Source organism: Spirochaetota bacterium (assembly GCA_035477215.1).
Taxonomy (GTDB): Bacteria; Spirochaetota; UBA4802; order UBA4802; family UBA5368; genus MVZN01.
The window spans coordinates 1-19,732 of record DATIKU010000030.1 but is presented as its reverse complement, the minus strand read 5'-3'; the positions used below and the strand labels follow the sequence as shown (position 1 = coordinate 19,732).

Here is a 19,732-nt window from a genome sequence, read left to right as displayed (position 1 = left end):
CAACGTCCGCGCGGTAGCTTTATGCACGGACGCGCCGGAGTTTCCTACCGCGACGAAAGTTCCAGCTTTTCCTTTAATTCGAGAATGAGCACGATATGCCTGCGTTCCTCGTCTATAAGCCTGTTTAAAATCTTCAGGGCGTCCTTGTCCTTTTCGTGCATGGAGAGGAGTTCGCTGTAAAAGAGGACCGAATCCTTCTCCGCGGTCATTGCGACCTTCAGCACATCAAACACCGATTCCATCTCTTTTACCACGGCGTCGACGTCATCGTTGTTTTTGAAAACGCGTTCATCGCCAAGCGCCTTGAGGTACTGGTAGTAATCCTCGCTGAATACACCTGAAGTTTCTTTCAGTTCGCCGAGCATCTTCTCGAAAAGCTCCTTGTGTCGGAGTTCCTCTTCGGCGAGAAAGGTCAACAACTCCGTGAAATACGGGTCGTCGAACTTCTTTCTGCACTGTGTATAAAAGTAATAACCCGACTCCTCGATGCCGATGGCCATGTCGACCAGTTCTTTTGTTGAAAATCTCATCGTGTCTCCTTTGGCGCGCCGGTTTGTCCGGGCGCAGTTTACTTTATATGGCGAGGGTTTTTATCACCTCAATAAAAAGCCGTACGCCGTAGCCCGTCGCGTTCTTGGGTCGGTAGCCCCGCTGTTTGGATCCCCACGAGGTCCCCGCAATGTCAATGTGCGCCCACGGTGTGGATTCGACGAACGCGTTTAGAAAGGTCGCGCCGATGATAGTCCCCGCGTTCCTTGTGGACGACACATTGGACATGTCGGCCATGTCCGATTTTAAATCTTCGGCATAATCCTTATAAAGCGGGAGGCGCCAGACGCGCTCACCGGTTTCCTCGCCTGCCTTGCGAACCGCTTCGGCGAGTTCATCGCTGGGGGAGAGGAGTCCGGCGATGATTTCACCGAAGCAGACGAGGCAGGCCCCGGTGAGCGTGGCGATATCGATGATGAAATCGGGCTTCAGTCTCTTTTCCGTATACGCCAGCGCGTCGGCGAGGATCAGTCGTCCCTCGGCGTCGGTGTTGCCGATTTCGACCGTAATTCCGTTAAAGGCGCGGTAAACGTCCCCGGGGCGATAGGAGTTGCCCGCCACCATGTTTTCACAGAGCGGAATCACGGCATACAGGTTTTTCTTCAATCCCAGCTCGGCCGCCGCCTTTATGGTATAGATGCAGGCCGCGGCCCCGGCCATGTCGCTTCTCATGTCTTCGATATGGCCTGACGGCTTGAGGTTCAGCCCCCCGGAATCGAAGGTGATTCCCTTCCCGACGATGGCAAGCGATTTTTTGCTCCGGGAATTGCCCCTGTATCGCAGTATCGCCATCCGGGGCGGATGCTGGCCGGCACGACCCACGGCGAGAAGAAGACCCATTCCGAGCTTTTCAAGCTCCCGGTGACCGAGAACGGTGCACGAGACTCCCTTCATCCCGGCGAGCTTTTTGGCCTCGGCGGCGATCGAGGCCGGGTTGGCCCGTTCACTCGTCTCGTTGATCAGGTCCCTGCACAGGAGTGTATTGGAGCAGACGATTGCGGTTTCGTGGAGAATCCTTGCGGCCCCGGGAGTACCGGTTACGTAAAAATTGACCGTATCCAACGGAAGGTCGATATCATCCGGCCTGGTCTTATATCGGTCGAACCCGTAATTGCCGAGATACATACCTTCAGCAAGCGCCGAAAGCACCTCCTTTTCGTCGTGACCTTCCGGTTGAGGAAGGAGCACATGCAGCGTGCTTATTTTCTTCTTCCTGCAGATATCGATGATGCCCGCCGCCGCGTTTCGGAGCGATTCGCGGGAAATCTCATCGGCTTTTCCAAGTCCGGCAAATATGAGAGACGGCTGGTCTGACAGGGGGAGGAAAAGCGATTCACCGCTTTTCGCCCTGAAAAATCCGAGGTTCGCCGTGCTCGTAATATGCGAAATCTGGTCGGGGATTCCCGCGCCTTTTTTCAGCGCGAAATCCTCGGACAGGAACAACGCCAACGTGTCCCGGACCGTAAAGTCGAATTTCGCTTCCCTTGCCGTAAGTTTCATCAATGTGGTATGCTCACTCCTTCAATTATCGCGACTCGTTTCCGGCCGCTGACCGCAGCCGCACCGCGGATTCCTGCAAGGAAGGAAACCGGTCATGGACGATTATTTCAACAATAATTTAGCACGTCGGGGTGTTTTTAGAAAATCGCTTCAAGTTATCGGCGGCGATATGGAGGCTCGTACTCAGGCCACCTCGAAATCTATCCTCATCGTCTCTATTTCCACGCTGACAATCCGTACCCGCACCCTGTCGCCAAGCCTGAATCGTTTGCCGAGCCTGCGGCCGATGATGGTAAAATCGTCCTCGTTCACCAGGTAATAGTCGTTGGTGAGGAAGCGAAGCGGAACCATGCCCTCGATCGGGCGCTCCAGCAGTGTTACGAAAAAGCCGTAGCGCGAAATCCCGCTTATGACCGCGTCGAACAGCTCGCCGATACGGTCGTACATGAGGCGGCAGGACTTGAGCTTGTACAGATCGCGCTCGGCGCTTTGTGCGACCCGTTCCATCTCCGAGCTCTTCTCCCCGATCGGACGGAGTGCCTCTACTGCGTACGGAGACGGCTCGTGCTGGATAAGCGCCTTCAGGCACCGGTGTACTATCAGGTCGGGATAACGCCTGATCGGAGACGTAAAATGGGTGTAGTCCGTAAACCCCAGCCCGAAATGTCCCAGCGGCTCGACGCCGTAATACGCCTGCATGAGCGATTTGAGTATGATATAGTTGACCACCTCCTCGTCGTCCCTGCCGTGTACGCGGTCGATCACCTCCTGGAGGGATACGCCGATATTATCGCGGTTCCTGAAGGGAATGGAAAGGGTCTGAAGAAATTTTTCGAGCGCCGCGAGCTTTTCCTGCGATATGTTTTCGTGGATGCGGTAAAGGGTCGGTACGCTGTTTTCGCGAAGGGCCTTCGACACCGCTTCGTTTGCGCTCAGCATGAATTCTTCGATAATGATATGGCTTTTAAGGCGTTGTGTGGCGATGAGGTCGATCAGGGTGTTGCCCTCGTAAATGAATTCAGAGTCGGTCAGGTTGAGGTCGAGCCGCCCCTGGAGCATGCGCCTCTCCTTGAGCACCAGGGCGAAATCGTACATGCCGAGAAGGAGACGGTCGAGCTTCTTCCTGCGTCCGCTCGTTGCGAGCTCGTGGGCGGACACGTAGGTGAGCCGCCTGTCCACTTTGATGATTCCCCGGTGAAAGCTCTGCGAGGTCAGCCTGCCGGTCTTGTCGAACCCGAGCTCCGCGGAAAGCGATAATCGTTCGACGCCTTCCTTAAGCGAACATAATTCGTTGGAGAGGATTTCGGGCAGCATCGGCACGACGTGGTTCCCAAGGTAAAAACTTGTGCCCCGGCGCGCCGCTTCGAGGTCGACGGGGCCGCCCTTGCGCACGAAGGCGGAGACATCGGCGATATGGATGTACAGCCTGCATCCGCTCCTGGTGGTTTCGAGCGATATGGCGTCGTCGAAGTCTTTGGAGTTTTCGCCGTCGATGGTGACCGTAAAGAGCCTGCGATAATCCTTTCGTCCCTTTTTCTCGCGGGAAAGGAAGGCCTTGTCGAAAGCGTCAAGCTCTTCGTAATGCGGGTGCGGATCGGGGACGGAATGTTTGATCATGATACGGCGTAGATCGTATTCCTGCGCGTCGGTTGAAAATGACTGCTCCACCACGCACTCGGTCATGCCCGATACGGTCTTTCCCGTCAACTGTATGATGCAGAGCTCGCCTTTGCGGGGCTCATCGGAAGAGCGCGCGCCGCGGACCTGCACTCCTCCGGGGAGATCGACCAGACGGTAGATGATGTGGTCTCTCAGCTTGTTTTCGACCCGGGCGATATAACGTTCCTTTTTGCGTTTGCTGACGGCCTTTACGCGGGCATAACACGCACCGTCACGGCAATCGTCAAGTTCGGCTTTGACCCTGTCTCCGGAGTGGGCGTTGCCGGTGTAATCCTTCTTTATCGACAGTACGTCCCCATTGTCAGTCTTAAGCGTGCCGACACCGTGTCCGTCGATGGTGATGACGCCCTCGGGCGTGAACGATTCGGCGCGCGTGTAGGATTTGCCGCGCTTTACGAGGAATCCGGCGCCGGTAAGCTCGCGGAGGGTTTCTTCGATACGCGGCAGCTCCCTGCCGCTCTTTTTCGCGGGCCGACGGGTCTTTTTCCTTTCATGCCCGGCTTTTTCGTCACCGATTCGCGAGAGTAAATCCGCATGGGTAAACGGGCCTTTAAATGCACGTATTGCTTCAATAATTCTTTTGGATGATATTGGCATGTTTGTGGAGTGCGGGCCCGGTAAAGCGGGCTATTCCGCGGTCTTTCCGTGATCGGCGGGTCCGCTCGCGGAGCGTGCCTTTTTTATCTCTTCAATCTCTTTTCGTCTAACATCGATGGTTTTCCTGTTCTCCATGATGTTTTGATGCCTAATTTTGATTGTTTCATCATCAAGGTTTAGATTCTGAGCGCCCTCTCCGATCTTTCCTGAAACATACTCGCCGATCTCTATATGATTCTTCTCAATCATGTATTCAAGACGCTTTATCTCGAGACTGAGCTTCGCCAGCCGGGTGTACTCTTCGGTCTTGTCGATCAGCATTTCGCTGTATTTAAGGAACGACCTGCTCGCGTCTTTCAAAAAACCCATACTCTTCCCCCGTTTTTATCCTAAAAGAACGATACTACGCGGAACCGGCATTTGTCAACGATAAATGGGCGGCCCTTCAGGGGAGTTCTTCCCAACTAATTTTTGCCGCGATTTCGTCGAGCGGGATATCGGGCGAAAGGCGCGATGCGATTCGTTCCGGGAGCTTCGAATTGATCGCTATCGGGATTTTCAGGGTAGGATGAATGAAACGGAGATGGCATGAGTGAAGCCCGATGGCATCGGGGTCGCCGGGGTCGTGTGCGCCGTAGCGGAGGTCACCAACGATGGGACAACCGATGGCGGCAAGCTGTGCGCGTATCTGGTGTTTGCGGCCCGTAAGAAGGTGGACGAGAAGGAGCGCGTAACGATCATCGTGACCGAGCACCGAATATCGCAGCGAGGCATCCTTTGTTTTAATCCCTGCCCGTTGGGCGATTTTTGTCGTGTCCCTCTTTCGCTCGAGATGATGCGAGAGCGTTTTCCATTCCGGCGTACCGGCGCTTTTCTCTCCGGCACCGGCGGGATTGTGCACGAGTGCCGCATACAGCTTGAGTACCCTGCGATACTTGAATTCATCAAAAAGGCGACCGGCGGCCTTCGAGGTCCGCGCGAAAAGCACGGGTCCTGAAACGGTGCGGTCCAGTCGGTGAACGGCGCCGAGAAAGACCTCGCCGGGCTTGTCGTATTTTTCGCGGATATACTCCTTCACCATGTCGATGAGCGAAAGCCTGCCGGTGCTGTCGCGCTGGGTGATGATGCCGGCGGGCTTTTCGACGGCGATCAGGTGGTTGTCTTCGTACAGTATTTCAAGTTTCATGCCATGAATCCGGATACGAGTGTATGGGCGGTCGTGCAACCGGTAATGCGAATGGCTTCACCATTTATCGCAACGAGCCTGTCGATTATAGTCATAATGGCCGGAGTCCTCGCGGAATAAAAGCAGAATATAAATAATAGTCCGGGCATCGAGTTAAATGAAAAGCCTGGAGTGCGTGTAAGAAAATCTGTTAGAACATATATAAGGGTTTCCCTTATTGCACGGCGATTGAACCGTGATATCATAGTGGGCCATAGGCCGTCTTCGAGTTGAGGCGCGAAACGAATAATCGACGTACTATAGTAAAATGATTAAAAAAAATGAACGCGCCATCATCATCATAATCGCCGGCGCGAATATTTTCGCCCTTGAGGTGACGATGAAAAACAGGATACAACAGTAGCGCCCCGCTCAGGCAGCGGTGTGGAAATGCCGGTATAAACACGTGAATGCAAGAATTCTCATCGTCGAAGATGAATCCGTAATCGCGCTCGATATTAAAGGGCGTATAGAACGGTTCGGTTATGAGGTGGCGGCAATCGCGGTTACGGGCGAAAAGGCGGTCGAAAAGGTTCTCGAGCTGAACCCGGACCTCGTTCTCATGGATATAATGCTTCCGGGGGAGATGGATGGCATCCAGGCGGTTGAAGCCATACGGGAGCGCGCGGATGTGCCGGTCGTCTATCTTACGGCCCATACCGATCTCGCGACCTTTTTAAGGTCCAAATCGACGCTTCCCTACGGTTACATCGTAAAACCGATCCGCGATATAGAACTGCATTCCGCCGTGGAAACGGCGATACAGCGGCATCGCCTCGAACGCCAGCTGAAGGAAAGTGAGGAGCGTTTCCGTACCCTGGCCTATTTCGCCTCGGACTGGGAGTACTGGATCGGTCCGTACGAGGGTTTCATCCATATATCCCCTTCGTGCCTCGAAGTGACGGGCTACTCGATCGCCGAGTTCCGGAGCGACTCGAATTTGCTTGGCGACATAATTCATCCCGAAGACCGTGATCTGATGTTACGGCATTTCGGTGAAGAGATGAAAAGCGACAGCGTGCTTTCGATCGATTTTCGCATAATTTCGAAGAAAGGAGAGCTTAAATGGCTCTCCCATATATGCCAGCCGGTTTTCAGCGCCGAGGGGACTCCAATCGGCCTGAGAGTAAACAACCGCGACATCACCCGAAGAAAGACGGCCGAACAGGAAAAAGAGGGGGCCTTCTCGGAGTTGTTTCAGATTTTCGAGTCGTCCGCTACGGGCATGTGCGTTATAGGGCGTGATTACCGGTACATGCGGGCGAACAACACGTTCCTGTCCATGTTCGGCCTGAAAAACGCGGCTGTACTTGGCGCCAGGTGTGATGATATACTCGGTTTTCCGTTTTGTCGAACAAAAGACTGCCCGCTCGAACGGATACTGAAGGGAGAGAAATTCGTGGAATTTGAAATCGACAGGCGCATCGAAGGAAGGGCGCTGCATTGCATCGTGCGATCGGTGCCGTACGTGGATCCCTCGGGCGAAACTGTAGGAATCATCGCGAGCTTTATCGATGTAACGGAAACGCGGGAGCTCGAGGCGGCCATGCTCGACCTTATCCAGAAGGAGCGCTGGCGGATCGGGAGGGATCTGCATGACGGCCTGGGTCAAAAACTCACCGGGGCCGCGTTTCTCGCCGAGGCCCTACGGCGCGGGCTCAAGCAGAAATCACCCCGACTGGCGACGGAGATTGAGGAGATCGGAGGGTTGATCGGGGAATCAATCGAGATGGCAAGCGCAATCGTCAGGGGACTTTGTCCGGTGGCGGTCGAGTCCCACGGACTTGTGGCCGCGATCGAGGATCTGGCGAACAATACAGGGCGACTTTTCGGCGTTAAATGCGATGTTATCCGAGTGGGGGAATTAAACCTGACGAATATCGAGGCCGCAACACACCTGTATTATATCGTCCAGGAGGCGGTGACGAATGCCGTGAAGCACGGAGGAGGATGCGCCATCCGAATCGAACTCAGCGACGAAAATGATGAGCTGTATGTGAAAATTGAGAATGATTCGAGTGCTGACAGGTCGTTGGAGGCGGTGCCAGGGGGGCTCGGCCTCAGGACAATGCGTTACCGGGCGGGCATTATCGGCGCCGATTTTGAGGCCGGTAAATTAGGCGGCGTATTCATGGTGACGATATTGATGAGGCGCGGTGAAGTTGATTCATACAGGACTGCACGAAAAAAAACCGATAGGAAATAAAGGGATACTCGATGAAAAAAAGAAAGGACGCCATTAAAATCGTAATAGTGGACGACCACCCGATAGTACGGCAGGGCATTAAAAAAGTCATTGAAAAGGAAAGCGATATGATCGTGTGCGGAGAGGCCGGCGGCACAAATGAGGCGATTTCGGTGATCGCCCGCGAAAAACCGGACATCGTTGTGGCTGATATTTCGCTTTACGGCGGGTCGAGCGGTTTAGACCTGGTACGGGCAATACAGGCGCGTTTCAGCGACGTTAAAAGCCTCGTGCTCTCGATGCACGAGGAATCCTTATATGCCGAACGGGCGATTCGCGCGGGCGCGCGGGGATATATTACGAAGAATGAAGGTCCGGCGAATATCGTATATGCCCTGCGCTCCGTGCTTAAGGGCGACATATACTTAAGCGGAGCGATAAGCACGCGCCTGATCTCAAAATTATTTCACGGCAATCAACCCAAATCCCAGCACAGCATCATCGAGACCCTGACGAACCGCGAGCTCGAGATTTTTCAGCAAATCGGTAACGGTTTCACCACCGGCGAGATCGCCCGCCAGCTCAACCTGAGTCCCCACACCATCGAGGCCCATCGCAAGAACATCAAGGACAAGCTGGGTCTTACGAGCGGTTCCGAGCTCAACAAGCAGGCCATTCATTGGGTACTCAACTCCAGGTAGAGGGGTCGAGCCACCGACTTACCACCATTGTAACCGGCTCACCGCCTGGCTTTTTCCCCATTGTTATATCATTAATACAAACGCATATTGCGTTCAACCGGACGAGTGCGCAGGTAAATGTTCACCATGGCCATGGTCTGTCCGTTCAATGTTGCATTGAGCTTTGCGCTGGTGTTTCACACCACTCTCGGCTATCGTGGAATAGCCCTTTCGGCGGTTTTCAGTAATATCGTCGGGGCGTTTTTAGAATCGTTTCAACCGAAAAAATGGTTTACAGGCGCGTCAGGCCGGTCTTTTGCTATAATAAAACAGCCGTCACTGCTTGGTCCGTCCGCAATCAGGTGGTCCATGAATGCCTCTATTTTCGTCCGTGCCGTTCTTATCAGCGTTCGATATTTCAGAAAGGACTGGTTGATTGATGCGAAGCGAAAAACTTGATCTGGGCCATCTCGATATCCTATATTGGCCTCTTAAAGAGACCGGCGTTTCCATTTCCGAGTACAGCTTCTCCAACCTCTTTCTGTTCAGGATGGTCCACGACTACGAGGTGCTGTTCGACCATGAGATTTTCATACGCGGAACGACCTATGACGGGGTCCGCCATCTTATGCCGCTCCGCGATCCACGCGGCATGGACCCCGCTTACCTTCTCGCCATGGCCGGCGAAGCTGACATGTTTTACCCCATTTCAGAACAATGGCTCGAGGCATTCGACCGGGACCGTTATGATATCACATTTCTTGACGGAGATATGGATTATGTTTTCACCTCTGAAAAAATCGCGACCTACAAGGGGAAAAAACTTCACAACAAGCGAAACCTGCTCCAGCAATTCTACAGTCAATACCGGCACGAGGCGCTTCCCCTCGGTCCCGAGCGTAAAGCGGATGCTCTGCGTGTGCTCGACGCCTGGCAAAGGGAAACGGGACTCGAACCGGCGGAAACCGACTATCAGGCCTGCATTGAAGCTCTCACGCTCCAGAACGAGCTTCTTTTATGCGGAGGTATTTATTATGCCGACGACGAACCGGTCGGTTTCATCCTTGGAGAGGGGATTAATAACGACATGTTTGCACTGCATTTCGCCAAAGGACTCAGAAGCGTGAAGGGGGTATACCAGTTCATGTACAACAATTGCGCGTCTGTGCTGCATCAGCATTACACCTATGTCAATTTCGAGCAGGACCTCGGAAAGCTGCCGCTACGACAGGCGAAAGCCTCATATGTTCCCGACATGATGATCAGAAAATACAGGGTCCACCCGAAAGCCTGAACGACGTTACGCAGGCTGCCGGATTTATCAATGGCAATTTTTCGCTTCCACGCACTTCCTGCCATTTTATGCTTGACAATTATTAAATTACGATCAACCTATCCACTATTTTTTGAAGGGTTATAAGCCTACATTTAAAAATATTTTTCCATTTTTAGCTTGTTCACGCGAACGGAATTTTGCTCCTTCACGATCGTACGCTGGGGCGGCCACAAGTTTCGGTTAAATTCCGGACGTAACGGCAGATTACTTTTAAGGGAGGATATCGATGCTTGGAATACCGGATGTCTGGATCGTCACGGCTTATCTCGGCTGCCTTGCGGCCGCGGGGCTTTGCTTAGGGTACGGTATCTTGAACTGGAACAAGGGATCCGAAAACGAAATGCAGCAGGTTGCCGAGAAGCAGATGTGGCAGCAGGCGGAAAACGAAATGGATGAGAAGATGTAGGGGAGAGACAGATGATATACACTATAATCGTCACACTCGTTTATTTATTCGCAGTAGTATACCTCGGGTTGATTGGCTACCGCCAAACCCGTACCTCCGGTGATTACCTCGTCGCCGGGCGACAGATTCACCCTTTTATAATGGCCCTTTCATACGGCGCCACCTTTATCAGCACCTCCGCAATCATCGGCTTTGGTGGGGCCGCCGGAAGTCTGGGGATGGGTGTATTATGGCTCACGTTCCTCAATATATTTTTCGGCATTTTTATCGCGTTCGTTATTTTCGGCAAACGTACGCGTAAAATGGGCCACAACCTCGAGGCCCACACATTTCCCGAGCTCCTGAGTGTGCGTTACCGTTCACGTTTTATGCAGGGTTTCGCCGGCATCATCATTTTCCTTTTTATGCCGATTTATACCGCCGCCGTCATCAAGGGTGCGGCCGATTTTATACAGTCGTACTTTTCGATCCCGTTCGAAATTTCGCTCCTTTTTTTCGTCGCCATCGTCGCCCTCTATGTCTGGATGGGTGGTCTTAAAGGCGTTATGTACACGGATGCTTTCCAGGCCGCCATTATGTTCGTCGGGATGTTCGTTCTCCTTATTTTCTCATATTACCGGCTGGGGGGCATCACTGAAGCCCACCAGCAATTGACCGATCTCATCAACAACGACGAAGTGCGCCGGCAGGCCGCCAAGCTCATTGCAGGCGGTTTCCGCGGATGGACATCGATGCCGGAATGGGGCTCCCCGATATGGTGGAGTCTGGTCTCGACGATCGTGTTCGGTGTCGGAATCGGCGTTCTGGCCCAGCCGCAGCTTGTGGTACGGTTCATGACCGTACGAAGCAACCGCGATCTCAACAGGGCCGTGGTATCGGGTGGTGTTTTCATTCTCATGATGACCGGCGTGGCGTTTACCGTCGGTGCGCTCAGCAATGTATATTTCTTCAACAGTACCGGAAAAATCGCACTGCTGGCCGCGGGCGCGAACGATTCGATCATTCCGGCATATATCAAAAACTTTATTCCGCCCTGGTTCGGAACCCTGTTTCTATTAACGCTTCTGGCCGCGGCCATGTCGACACTGAGCTCCCAGTTCCATACCATGGGAACTGCCGCGGGACGAGACATCTATGAAAAGAGTCTTGGCGGTAAAGGAAGTACCATTTTAATCACTCGATTCGGAATGCTTGCAACCGTAATTATGAGCACTATGCTGGCATGGCTCACGCGTCACCTTGACGTAAGCATGGCAATCATCGCGGTCGGAACGGCGCTTTTCTTCGGCCTGTGCGCCGCCACTTTTCTGCCTGCATATATTGGAGCCCTCTATATAAAGAGCCTTCCGCGCGCCGCCGCCAAATGGGGAATGATCGCCGGGTTCACCGTAAGCACCTTCTGGATCTTTTTTATCCACGAAAAGGAATCCTCGAGCCTTCAGATCTGCAAGCTGTTAACCGGCAAGACGTCCCTGGTAAAAGATACATCCCTTGGTTATCTGGCGATGATAGATCCGATATTCATTGCGCTTCCTGTCTCATTTTTAGTTACTTTTACGATATGGGTCTTCTACCGGGCCATGAAAAAGCACGACCTGGAAGACAGCCATCTTGATCGCTGTTTCAAGGGCATATAGACTTCGACAGCATCGAAGCGTGGAAACGCCTGCCCCGAGGGGCAGGCGTTTCCACGAAAATTCAATTGTCGTGACCGGCGCACTGCGTTGGAAGGTGATTGTTTATACTTTATAATGTCCGGCGGTCAGCTTCATGAATAACCCGTCCGGCAGCAGCTTTCTCGCCGCCAGTACGAACGCGGCTCCCCTGGCCACCGGGTTGCGAAAGGGCGATTTGCGCGAATCCATTATCCTGATTATTTGCGTCGCCACATTGGCCGGAGAATCCGCCGCGGCTCCCATTTCATTTTCTTTAACTCTTAGGAACCTCACAAGCGGCTGGCGGTATTCGGATTTGTCCACCGCGCTTTTATCCGTCTGTTCCCATATGGACGTGCCGACGTCGCCGGGTTCCACCAGCACTACACGAATACCATACGGCTTCACCTCGTGGTAGAGCGCTTCGGTAAGTCCCTCCACTGCGAATTTACTGGCACAGTAATGGGCCTGAAACGGGAGAGCGATTTTCCCTGCGGCCGAACTTACATTGACGATGAGTCCATCGCCCGCTTTTCGCATATGCGGAAGCACCGCCTGTGTGGAACGCACCATTCCCCAGTAATTGGTCTCGAACACTTTCTTCGCAGCGTCAATCGTGGTTTCTTCCACCGGGCCGCACTGGCCGATGCCGGCATTATTAATTAATACATCTATCGACGGGTTTTCCCTTAAAATGCCGTCTATTCCCTTCTTGACCGAGCGCTCATCATCAAGGTCCATGGCGATATAGATAAACAGCGATCGATCGCCCACGGGCGCCTTCCTTCCCGTTCCATAAACCTTATCGCCTCTTTGCGCAAGTTTGTTTGCAAGGGCGAACCCTATACCGCGGGTTGCGCCGGTTACCAGGATGACCTTGGGTTTATTCATGAAACTACTCCGGTTTCAAATTTAATGAATATGTTATATTCTATGAACGGCATTCAGTTTTGCAACATCTTTATAGAATTTATCATATTTCATTTAATTGTCTCCAATTTACTTTGCGGTATCACCCTGATTGGCCACAAACACGATATTCTACTTGATTAATAATCAATTAATATGTATATGATGCATATAATTTTCGTTTAATACAAACATACCATAGGGCAGGAGGGATCATGAGCGACAACAAGCTTCCCGTCAGCGTCAAGCTCGGATATGGAGTTTGCGATCTGGGGGGGAATCTATTTTTCACGGTAATCGGATTCTGGCTCCTCAACTTTCTGACCGATACGGTCGGTCTCGCCGCCGGGCTTGCAGGGTTGACCATCGCCATAGGGAAGATATGGGACGCCGTAACCGATCCCATGACCGGGTATCTCTCCGACCGTACGAAAAGCAGGCTCGGCAGGCGGCGCCCGTGGATGCTCTTTGGATCGGTCCCACTCTTCCTCGGCATGATCCTTATGTTCACGAACCCGGCGCTGTTTGCCGGCGCCGGATGGAACCCGGCCGAGCAACAGACATTTCTTTTTATCTGGGCGACCGTGTTTTTCTGCCTGTTGTGTACCGCATACACGGCGGTCAATATTCCATATAATTCGCTCACGCCCGAACTCACCCAGGACTATCACGAGCGCACATCCCTTAACGGTTACCGTTTTGGTTTTGCCGTAATCGGCTCACTGCTCGGCGCGGGCGCGTCGCTGCCGATCGTTATGGCGTTTCCCGATAAGAATATCGGATTCTCCGGCATGGGTTTCATTTTCGGCGCGATTATGCTTATCACCGCGCTCATTACGGTGATCAAAGTGCGCGAACCGATGTCCCCGTTTGTGGCCGACGGCAAAGGCTTCTTCGGAACCTACCTCAAGGTCTTCAAGAACAGGCCCTATGTCCTTATCCTTCTCACCTATGCGCTGCACATTACCGGCCTTACCGTGGTTATGGGGATCGCCATCTATTATTTTAAATATATCCATAACAACGAGTCTTATACGACCATCGCCATGGTCATTCTTCTGCTCACCGCCATGGCCTTCATTCCCATAAGCGTGCTGCTTTCAAAAAAGATCGGAAAGAAGCTCGTCTATGGCATCGGAATGGCGATCTTTGCCATCGGGATCCTGCTGCTTTTCGCCTTCGGTCACCGGTTCCCGGTGTCATTCTCGTTCATTGTGATGTTCTTTACGGGTACGGGTTTCGGCTTTACCTTCGCCATGCCGTACGCGATCGTCCCCGACGCCGTCGAATACGATTACCTGCTCACCGGCGAGCGGACGGAAGGGGCTTTTTATGGAATCTGGACCTTCGGAATCAAGATAGGGCAGGCGCTGGCGCTTGCCATCAGCGGGCTTGTGCTGTCGCTTTTCGGCTACATGCCCGAGGTCGCGCAGAGCGAATCTTCCCTCCTCGGGATACGGCTGCTGCTCGGCCCGATCCCGGCGGTGATCCTTGTCCTTTCGATTGTTACTTTATATCTGTATCCAATCAACGAGAAACGTTATAACGAGATTCTCGCCGCTATACAGGGGAGGGAGGCGGGTGGCCGCTGAAAGGGGATGTATGCCCTTTATACGGATAGACGGTTTAAGCGGGATGGTGTACGTCTCTGAATTCCAGGACGCCCGTGCAAAAAACATGATTGTCCTGATTGTTCGTCCGGCCTGCGCTGCAGCGGTGAGAAGTGCGCCTTGTGCCTCACTGACTCGCCTGTTCCGGAGATGAGAACGCCTGTGTATCAGGACAGCCCTCCGATAGTGATCCCGGTCCCGCCGCGCGGGGAGGGCGACTAAGCCCACGGCGACGGCCGGGACTGCATCATCTCGACGAACGCCTCGACCCGTGTCTGGAACTGGCCGGGGGTGAATTTCCTTGGGTCGACGCAATCGACCTCGAGGTTGAGAACCGGAATGCCGATTTTCCGTAGTCCGTCCTCGATGAGACCGCGCCCGCCCGTCCCCTGGCGGCATCCCCAGTTGCATGGATTGATGGCGCCGTGGATCTGATATTCCCCGGCCAGCTTCTGTAAGTGACCGATGCGTTTCTCGACGGGCCCGTTGAACGGTATGGATATCGAGCGCCTGGCCATGCCCTCGAAGGGAGAGCCGGGATCGATGGGGTCCCAGGTGATGTCATTGAGCTCGTCGATGACGATCCTGGCATGGTAATGCTCCTCCAGCATCTTCTCAAGCGGGTGCTTGAACTGGATCCGGTTCTGTATCCACAGGATACGGAATTTTTCCGGCAGCGGGGCCATTGCGCTGTTCGCGACCCGTTCGGCCAGTTCGTCGCGGAATGCCTCGGCGACCGAGATGGCGGACTCCCTGCCCTGGAACAGCGACATCACGATCCCGAAGTTGGCGAGGTCCCGGCTGGCGACGGGAGAGGGGACCAGTTTCGCCAGATCATACACTTCACGGATGACCTCCCAGACGCGATTCGAGTTCAGGATGGTCAATTTCAATGTGTCGTGATCGAGGGGAGTTCCTGTGATCCGCTCCGTGAAGCGGACCAGGTCGCGCATCTGGTCGGCCAGAAAGCGAACGCTGCGCCGCGAATCGTCCTGAGGAATGTGAAGGACGAAGAAGTCCTTTCCGAAATGCCGCGCAAGGTTTTCGATTACGGCGAGCCCTCCGCTGCAGGGATTGGTGGTCCCGACGAGGAATTCCGGCGCCGGCATGATCCCCTTCATGGTCGCGCCGGTCACGGCGCGGTGATAACTGCACGAATCGGAGGAATAGCCGGCATGGTCAGCCTCCTCGAGGAATTCGCCCACCATCCCGGTGGAGGCGAGCATGGCGCCGATGAATTCAACGAAGCAGGAGGTAACTCCCATCGAGTTCAGTAGATCGAAGGGCGCCGCAATGCCGCACCAGGCCACTTTATCGGTCCCCGAATACAGCCTGCCGCCCAGGCGGGCGATCTCCAGCGAATAACGCTTGCGGGCGCTCGGCTTCCCGGTGCGGATGGCATCCGTGAGGCCCTTTTCAAGCTCCTCGAAATATTTCTTCATCATGTCGCTCACCCCAGCATTTCGATAAAGGCTTCGATTCTTGTGCGATGCTGCCCCATGGAACGCATGGTGCAGTCACCTTCGAGATGGAGGAAGGGGATTCCCTCCTTTTTTAAAAGCTCGCGGACATGGGGCATGCGGGCGATATACGGGTCGCAGAACTTGACTGTATAGCCGATGATACCCCGCGCGCCGCATTCACGGGCCATCATTACAAGGTCGTCCGCGATCCTCCCCGGCCGCCGCTCGTCCATGGTTCGCGCGCAGGGCCGGTCGCGTATAGTGTCGCGCGCCATGCAGTACAGCGCGTCTTCGCGGTCCATCGTGATCCGCGTGAAGACCCGCGAGCCGGTGCACATGTCCTCGCACACAATCCGCGCGCCGCATTCCTCGATCAGCGTGAAGGCTTCCGGGTCGGGCATGACATTGCCGAACAGGTACAGCGGCACGCCGCGGCCGTTGTTCGCCGCCGTTTCCGCGAGCAGTGATTCCAGGAACGTAATCGTCTCCTCCATCGGCCCGGTGGAGGCCCGGTTGTAAGCCTCCTGCAGGGCTGCGGAGCCGTTTCTTAAAGTTCCGGCGCGCTGGCGGTCGCGCAGAGCGCTCAGCGATTCCGCGATCGCGTTGTTCAGCCCGATGCCGCGCGTGAGTGATTTTCCGTCCGGCGCGGTTCCGCCCCAGTCCACGAGTGTCCCGGCGAGTCGGTCCAGTTCGTCCCGGAAGAAGCCGACGGACGCGTCATTCGTGGTCGGGGGAAGATCGATAAGCACCGACCGCGTGCCGGGCCGCGCCTTCATCCACGCGTCGTGCAGGCGGCGCATGGCGTCGCAGCTGTTTAAAAACACCATGCCCGCGAGGTCCGGAACCCTGTCGCTCATCGCGCGGTCAAGGATGCCCTTGATGTGCGGGCACAGATTGTCGTGGAGCAGGCTCCCGGCCTGGTCCGGGCAGTCGGCGTCGGGGAGGACGCGGTAATGGGAGAATCCCGCCGCGTTGATAAGGGCGAGGGGGGTATAGGAACAGGCGAATCCTACGACTTGTTTTGTGTTCATGGCTCGAGGCTCCCTTTGCTGGCGTTGACGAGGACCGTTCTAAGCACATCCTTCGCCGCCTGCATGCGGTCGGCGGGTATGTTCCAAAAGGCCTTGCTGATTGTTTTGCCGACGATATCGATGACATTCTTCCTGAGGTCATGGCCGCGGTCGGTGAGGCGGATTATGTGGGCCCGGCGGTCGGTCGGGTCATCGGTCCTGTACAGCAGACCGTCTTTTTCCATGCGGTCGATGAGGCCCGTCATGCTCGACGGCTCGAGCCCCGCGCACCTGCCGAGGTCCACGAGCCTCATGCCCTCTTCCTTCCCGACCTTGCCGAGCGTATCTCCCATGCAGTCCTCCATCCAGAGGCACATGAAAACGCCAAGGTACGCGGGCTTTACGTCCCCGAGGCCGGCATCGGCGAAACCCAGCTTCATGGCGGAGGTTATTGCCAGAGAGGCCCTCGTAATAAGATAATATGGGCAATCGGTGGGATTGATGAATACATCAGTCATGTCTGATTACCATAATAATTCTTTCGGTATAATATATTAACAGTGAGTATATTACGCATGCGTATTATTGTCAAGCGAAATAGTATACCATGCTGACTTTTAACGCATATCGGCTGATAAAGCGTAAATATGAAAAAAAGAGTTGACTGATAATAAATTGGACGTTACCTGCATACGACAGTCTTACCTGCGCCCCCGAGTTGTAAAAAAAAACAAACACGCAATCACTATTTTTCAGAGGTATTTTAATGAAAAAATTTACCTGTCTTTTCGTGCGTGTTTTTTTTGCGGCACTGGTGATGACGTTCCTTGCGGGATGCGGCGGCGGAGGAGGGGGCGGAGGGGGAGGTTCCTCTACAGACGTGATTGCCCCGGATCCCGCGCATACCGGCAACGATTGCAGCTGCGGCGGTAAAACATCGGAGGGATCGGGCATGGCCTTTTCAACTTCAAAGGCCATGTTCCCGGCACTTGAACGAGCTGAATTTGTTCCGGGGGAAGTGCTGGTCAAATTTAAGGATGGAACGAGCCAGGCCAGGGCCGGCCGGATCATGAACAAGCTCGGCAATGATGGCGTTAAAAGTCTTTTTACCCTTAAAGAGGGCGATAATTCCCTTCTTAAAAAAATCACTCTGAAGGGACTCAAATCCGTCGAGCAGGCCGTAAATGAGTATGAGAGCCTGCCTGAAGTGGAATATGCCGAGCCGAACTATATCTACCGGGCGATGGCAACGCCTGATGATCCGAATTATACGCTCCTCTGGGGCCTTAAAAACACTGGCCAGGAGGTTAACGGAATATCGGGGACATCCGGAAAGGACATCAATGCCGAGGCGGCCTGGAATACGGTGAGCGATTGCGGCAGCGTCGTCGTCGCGGTTCTCGACACCGGCATCAACTACAATCACCGGGATCTGGCCGGAAACATGTGGAACGGCGGCCCCTCTTTTCCGAAACATGGAAATGATTATATCGACGGCGATAATGATCCCATGGATCTGAACGGTCATGGAACCCACTGCGCGGGGATCATCGGCGCAAGGGGGGATGACGGCATCGGACTTGCCGGGGTGTGCTGGAAAGTCAAACTTATGGCGGTCAGGGTGCTCGACGCGACGGGCAGCGGAACACTTGATGGAATCGCGCAGGGGATATACTTTGCCGTCGCCAACGGCGCCCATATCATAAACGCGAGCCTCGGAGGCCAAGATAGCGAAACTCTGAAGAACGCGGTCTTAAACGCCCGGAACAACGGCGTCATCATCGTCGCGGCAGCCGGAAACGAGGCAACCAATATTACAACGAACTCGTATCCCGCCGCGTATGGTGCAGGGACATATAATTATCCCAACGTCATCTCCGTTGCCGCTGTGGACCAGAACGGCAATCTGGCGGGCTTTTCCAATTGGGGGATTTCGTGGGTGGATATAGCCGCGCCGGGAGTGAATATTCTAAGCGCATGGCCGGGCCAGAGTGTCCTCACCACCGAATCGTTTGCCGGCTGGACAAAGGAGAGTGGCTGGGGCACGGGCACCTATACGTACGGGCCTATTGATATAGACATGCTGACCAATCCGTCGCCATTTGGCTTACCCGCCACCTATGCCGCCAACCTGGACAGTATGGCGTACAAGGTATTCGATCTCAATGCCTTCGGCGCGGTTTCCGCTGTCGCCTCGTTTTATGCCGATATAAACACTGAATTAAATTATGACTATCTGTATTTTGTAATAAACGAAAATGGAGGGAAACCCAATGCCTATATCGAAGTATATACCGGCGATTACGGAGGGCTCGGCTATGCAGGCGAATTCGATTTTACGTCCGTAATTACAAAAAATGTAAGCCTGGGTTTTTATTTAGAAACTGATGTTTCGATAAACAAAAAAGGCGCGGGCATCGGATTGTTCGATATGCAAAGGCTCCACCACAACACCACCGCCTGCCTCTATTCGGACGGCACCTCGATGGCGGCGCCGCACGTAGCGGGAGTCGCGGCCATGTGCATTCAGCGCTACATGAATAATAACGGTGGCGTGTATACGAAAACGGTTAATTATTCCACCATCATAAACGCGGTTTTAACCGGCGCCACTCCATACACGAGCCTTGACACAAAGGTCGCTTCAAAGCGAATGCTAAACGCGAACGGCGCGCTGGAGAAACTTCCCCCTCCGTAAACCGTAATCACCCGCCGAAGAGGCCGCCTTTCGGGCCCAATCTTCGGCGGCCGGTTTTCTTCCGTTACCGTCAACACGGTGATATCGTGTCCCTGTTTGCACGATTACCGCCGCTTAGTCTCCTAATTTCAGCTTTCCCCGTTTTCCGGGCGGGCCCGTTTTGTATATATAGTTGGGCTCGGCATATTCGATGGCGCCGCCGTTTTCTGCTATTTCCCGGATCATCTCC

The 19,732-nt window shown here is 54.2% G+C and carries 17 protein-coding genes; 8 read left to right on the top strand and 9 right to left on the bottom strand.

Annotation, left to right across the window (positions count from 1 at the left end; translation table 11 throughout):
- Positions 1 to 44: 44 nt before the first annotated feature.
- The 5 genes from VLM75_06090 to VLM75_06070 all read right to left on the bottom strand — a co-directional run bounded on the left by VLM75_06090 (position 45) and on the right by VLM75_06070 (position 5,512).
- Positions 45 to 530, bottom strand: coding sequence for a ferritin family protein (locus tag VLM75_06090; protein ID HSV96492.1), 486 nt, complete (start codon positions 528 to 530; stop codon positions 45 to 47).
- A gap of 43 nt (positions 531 to 573) precedes the next feature.
- Positions 574 to 2,049 carry a leucyl aminopeptidase gene (locus VLM75_06085; GenBank protein HSV96491.1) on the bottom strand — a complete coding sequence of 492 codons (1,476 nt, stop codon included), beginning with the start codon at positions 2,047 to 2,049 and terminating at the stop codon, positions 574 to 576.
- 183 nt (positions 2,050 to 2,232) lie between these two features.
- On the bottom strand, positions 2,233 to 4,326 hold the full coding sequence (locus VLM75_06080) for a VacB/RNase II family 3'-5' exoribonuclease (GenBank protein ID HSV96490.1): 2,094 nt from the start codon (positions 4,324 to 4,326) through the stop codon (positions 2,233 to 2,235).
- Positions 4,327 to 4,356: 30 nt separating this feature from the next.
- Positions 4,357 to 4,695, bottom strand: coding sequence for a hypothetical protein (locus VLM75_06075; protein ID HSV96489.1), 339 nt, complete (start codon positions 4,693 to 4,695; stop codon positions 4,357 to 4,359).
- 76 nt (positions 4,696 to 4,771) lie between these two features.
- The gene (locus VLM75_06070; GenBank protein HSV96488.1) at positions 4,772 to 5,512 is read right to left on the bottom strand and encodes an RluA family pseudouridine synthase; all 741 of its coding nucleotides are present in this window, start codon (positions 5,510 to 5,512) and stop codon (positions 4,772 to 4,774) included.
- A 445-nt stretch (positions 5,513 to 5,957) separates the two neighbouring features.
- On the opposite strand from VLM75_06070, the gene VLM75_06065 reads away from it, so the two are divergent.
- The 6 genes from VLM75_06065 to VLM75_06040 all read left to right on the top strand — a co-directional run bounded on the left by VLM75_06065 (position 5,958) and on the right by VLM75_06040 (position 11,795).
- Positions 5,958 to 7,757 carry a PAS domain S-box protein gene (locus tag VLM75_06065; protein ID HSV96487.1) on the top strand — a complete coding sequence of 600 codons (1,800 nt, stop codon included), beginning with the start codon at positions 5,958 to 5,960 and terminating at the stop codon, positions 7,755 to 7,757.
- Between the two features lie 11 nt (positions 7,758 to 7,768).
- Positions 7,769 to 8,437, top strand: a complete 669-nt coding sequence (locus tag VLM75_06060) for a response regulator transcription factor (protein ID HSV96486.1) — start codon at positions 7,769 to 7,771, stop codon at positions 8,435 to 8,437.
- Positions 8,438 to 8,554: 117 nt separating this feature from the next.
- Positions 8,555 to 8,875, top strand: coding sequence for a hypothetical protein (locus VLM75_06055; GenBank protein HSV96485.1), 321 nt, complete (start codon positions 8,555 to 8,557; stop codon positions 8,873 to 8,875).
- A complete protein-coding gene (locus tag VLM75_06050) occupies positions 8,856 to 9,710 on the top strand; it encodes a phosphatidylglycerol lysyltransferase domain-containing protein (GenBank protein ID HSV96484.1) in 855 nt (284 codons plus the stop codon). The genes VLM75_06055 and VLM75_06050 overlap by 20 nt, the downstream gene beginning before the upstream one ends.
- A gap of 268 nt (positions 9,711 to 9,978) precedes the next feature.
- The gene (locus VLM75_06045; protein ID HSV96483.1) at positions 9,979 to 10,158 is read left to right on the top strand and encodes a hypothetical protein; all 180 of its coding nucleotides are present in this window, start codon (positions 9,979 to 9,981) and stop codon (positions 10,156 to 10,158) included.
- Between the two features lie 11 nt (positions 10,159 to 10,169).
- Complete coding sequence (locus tag VLM75_06040; protein ID HSV96482.1) at positions 10,170 to 11,795, top strand: sodium:solute symporter family protein; 1,626 nt, start codon at positions 10,170 to 10,172, stop codon at positions 11,793 to 11,795.
- Between the two features lie 102 nt (positions 11,796 to 11,897).
- Here VLM75_06040 and VLM75_06035 read toward each other — a convergent pair whose 3' ends face one another.
- Positions 11,898 to 12,704 (bottom strand): SDR family oxidoreductase, encoded by an 807-nt coding sequence (locus VLM75_06035; protein HSV96481.1) that lies wholly within the window; start codon positions 12,702 to 12,704, stop codon positions 11,898 to 11,900.
- Between the two features lie 233 nt (positions 12,705 to 12,937).
- Between VLM75_06035 and VLM75_06030 the strand changes: the two genes are divergently transcribed.
- Positions 12,938 to 14,314, top strand: a complete 1,377-nt coding sequence (locus tag VLM75_06030) for an MFS transporter (GenBank protein HSV96480.1) — start codon at positions 12,938 to 12,940, stop codon at positions 14,312 to 14,314.
- Between the two features lie 236 nt (positions 14,315 to 14,550).
- On the opposite strand, the gene VLM75_06025 is transcribed toward VLM75_06030, so the two are convergent.
- Genes VLM75_06025 through VLM75_06015 form a run of 3 tightly spaced genes read right to left on the bottom strand, consistent with a single transcriptional unit; the run spans position 14,551 to position 17,323 of the window.
- Positions 14,551 to 15,777, bottom strand: coding sequence for a 2-hydroxyacyl-CoA dehydratase family protein (locus tag VLM75_06025; GenBank protein ID HSV96479.1), 1,227 nt, complete (start codon positions 15,775 to 15,777; stop codon positions 14,551 to 14,553).
- 5 nt (positions 15,778 to 15,782) lie between these two features.
- Complete coding sequence (locus VLM75_06020) at positions 15,783 to 16,826, bottom strand: 2-hydroxyacyl-CoA dehydratase family protein (protein ID HSV96478.1); 1,044 nt, start codon at positions 16,824 to 16,826, stop codon at positions 15,783 to 15,785.
- Entirely contained in the window at positions 16,823 to 17,323 is a 501-nt protein-coding gene (locus VLM75_06015) for a MarR family transcriptional regulator (protein HSV96477.1), read from the bottom strand. The genes VLM75_06020 and VLM75_06015 overlap by 4 nt, the downstream gene beginning before the upstream one ends.
- A gap of 248 nt (positions 17,324 to 17,571) precedes the next feature.
- Here VLM75_06015 and VLM75_06010 point away from each other — a divergent pair, with 248 nt between their 5' ends.
- Positions 17,572 to 19,503 carry a S8 family peptidase gene (locus VLM75_06010; protein HSV96476.1) on the top strand — a complete coding sequence of 644 codons (1,932 nt, stop codon included), beginning with the start codon at positions 17,572 to 17,574 and terminating at the stop codon, positions 19,501 to 19,503.
- Positions 19,504 to 19,732: the final 229 nt, after the last annotated feature.

Coding starts and splice junctions, on each gene's coding strand:
- VLM75_06090 (HSV96492.1), bottom strand. CDS start 530: ATGAGATTTTCAACAAAAGAACTGGTCGACATGGCCATCGGCATCGAG.
- VLM75_06085 (HSV96491.1), bottom strand. CDS start 2,049: ATGAAACTTACGGCAAGGGAAGCGAAATTCGACTTTACGGTCCGGGAC.
- VLM75_06080 (HSV96490.1), bottom strand. CDS start 4,326: ATGCCAATATCATCCAAAAGAATTATTGAAGCAATACGTGCATTTAAA.
- VLM75_06075 (HSV96489.1), bottom strand. CDS start 4,695: ATGGGTTTTTTGAAAGACGCGAGCAGGTCGTTCCTTAAATACAGCGAA.
- VLM75_06070 (HSV96488.1), bottom strand. CDS start 5,512: ATGAAACTTGAAATACTGTACGAAGACAACCACCTGATCGCCGTCGAA.
- VLM75_06060 (HSV96486.1), top strand. CDS start 7,769: ATGAAAAAAAGAAAGGACGCCATTAAAATCGTAATAGTGGACGACCAC.
- VLM75_06055 (HSV96485.1), top strand. CDS start 8,555: ATGTTCACCATGGCCATGGTCTGTCCGTTCAATGTTGCATTGAGCTTT.
- VLM75_06050 (HSV96484.1), top strand. CDS start 8,856: ATGCGAAGCGAAAAACTTGATCTGGGCCATCTCGATATCCTATATTGG.
- VLM75_06045 (HSV96483.1), top strand. CDS start 9,979: ATGCTTGGAATACCGGATGTCTGGATCGTCACGGCTTATCTCGGCTGC.
- VLM75_06040 (HSV96482.1), top strand. CDS start 10,170: ATGATATACACTATAATCGTCACACTCGTTTATTTATTCGCAGTAGTA.
- VLM75_06035 (HSV96481.1), bottom strand. CDS start 12,704: ATGAATAAACCCAAGGTCATCCTGGTAACCGGCGCAACCCGCGGTATA.
- VLM75_06030 (HSV96480.1), top strand. CDS start 12,938: ATGAGCGACAACAAGCTTCCCGTCAGCGTCAAGCTCGGATATGGAGTT.
- VLM75_06025 (HSV96479.1), bottom strand. CDS start 15,777: ATGATGAAGAAATATTTCGAGGAGCTTGAAAAGGGCCTCACGGATGCC.
- VLM75_06020 (HSV96478.1), bottom strand. CDS start 16,826: ATGAACACAAAACAAGTCGTAGGATTCGCCTGTTCCTATACCCCCCTC.
- VLM75_06015 (HSV96477.1), bottom strand. CDS start 17,323: ATGACTGATGTATTCATCAATCCCACCGATTGCCCATATTATCTTATT.
- VLM75_06010 (HSV96476.1), top strand. CDS start 17,572: ATGAAAAAATTTACCTGTCTTTTCGTGCGTGTTTTTTTTGCGGCACTG.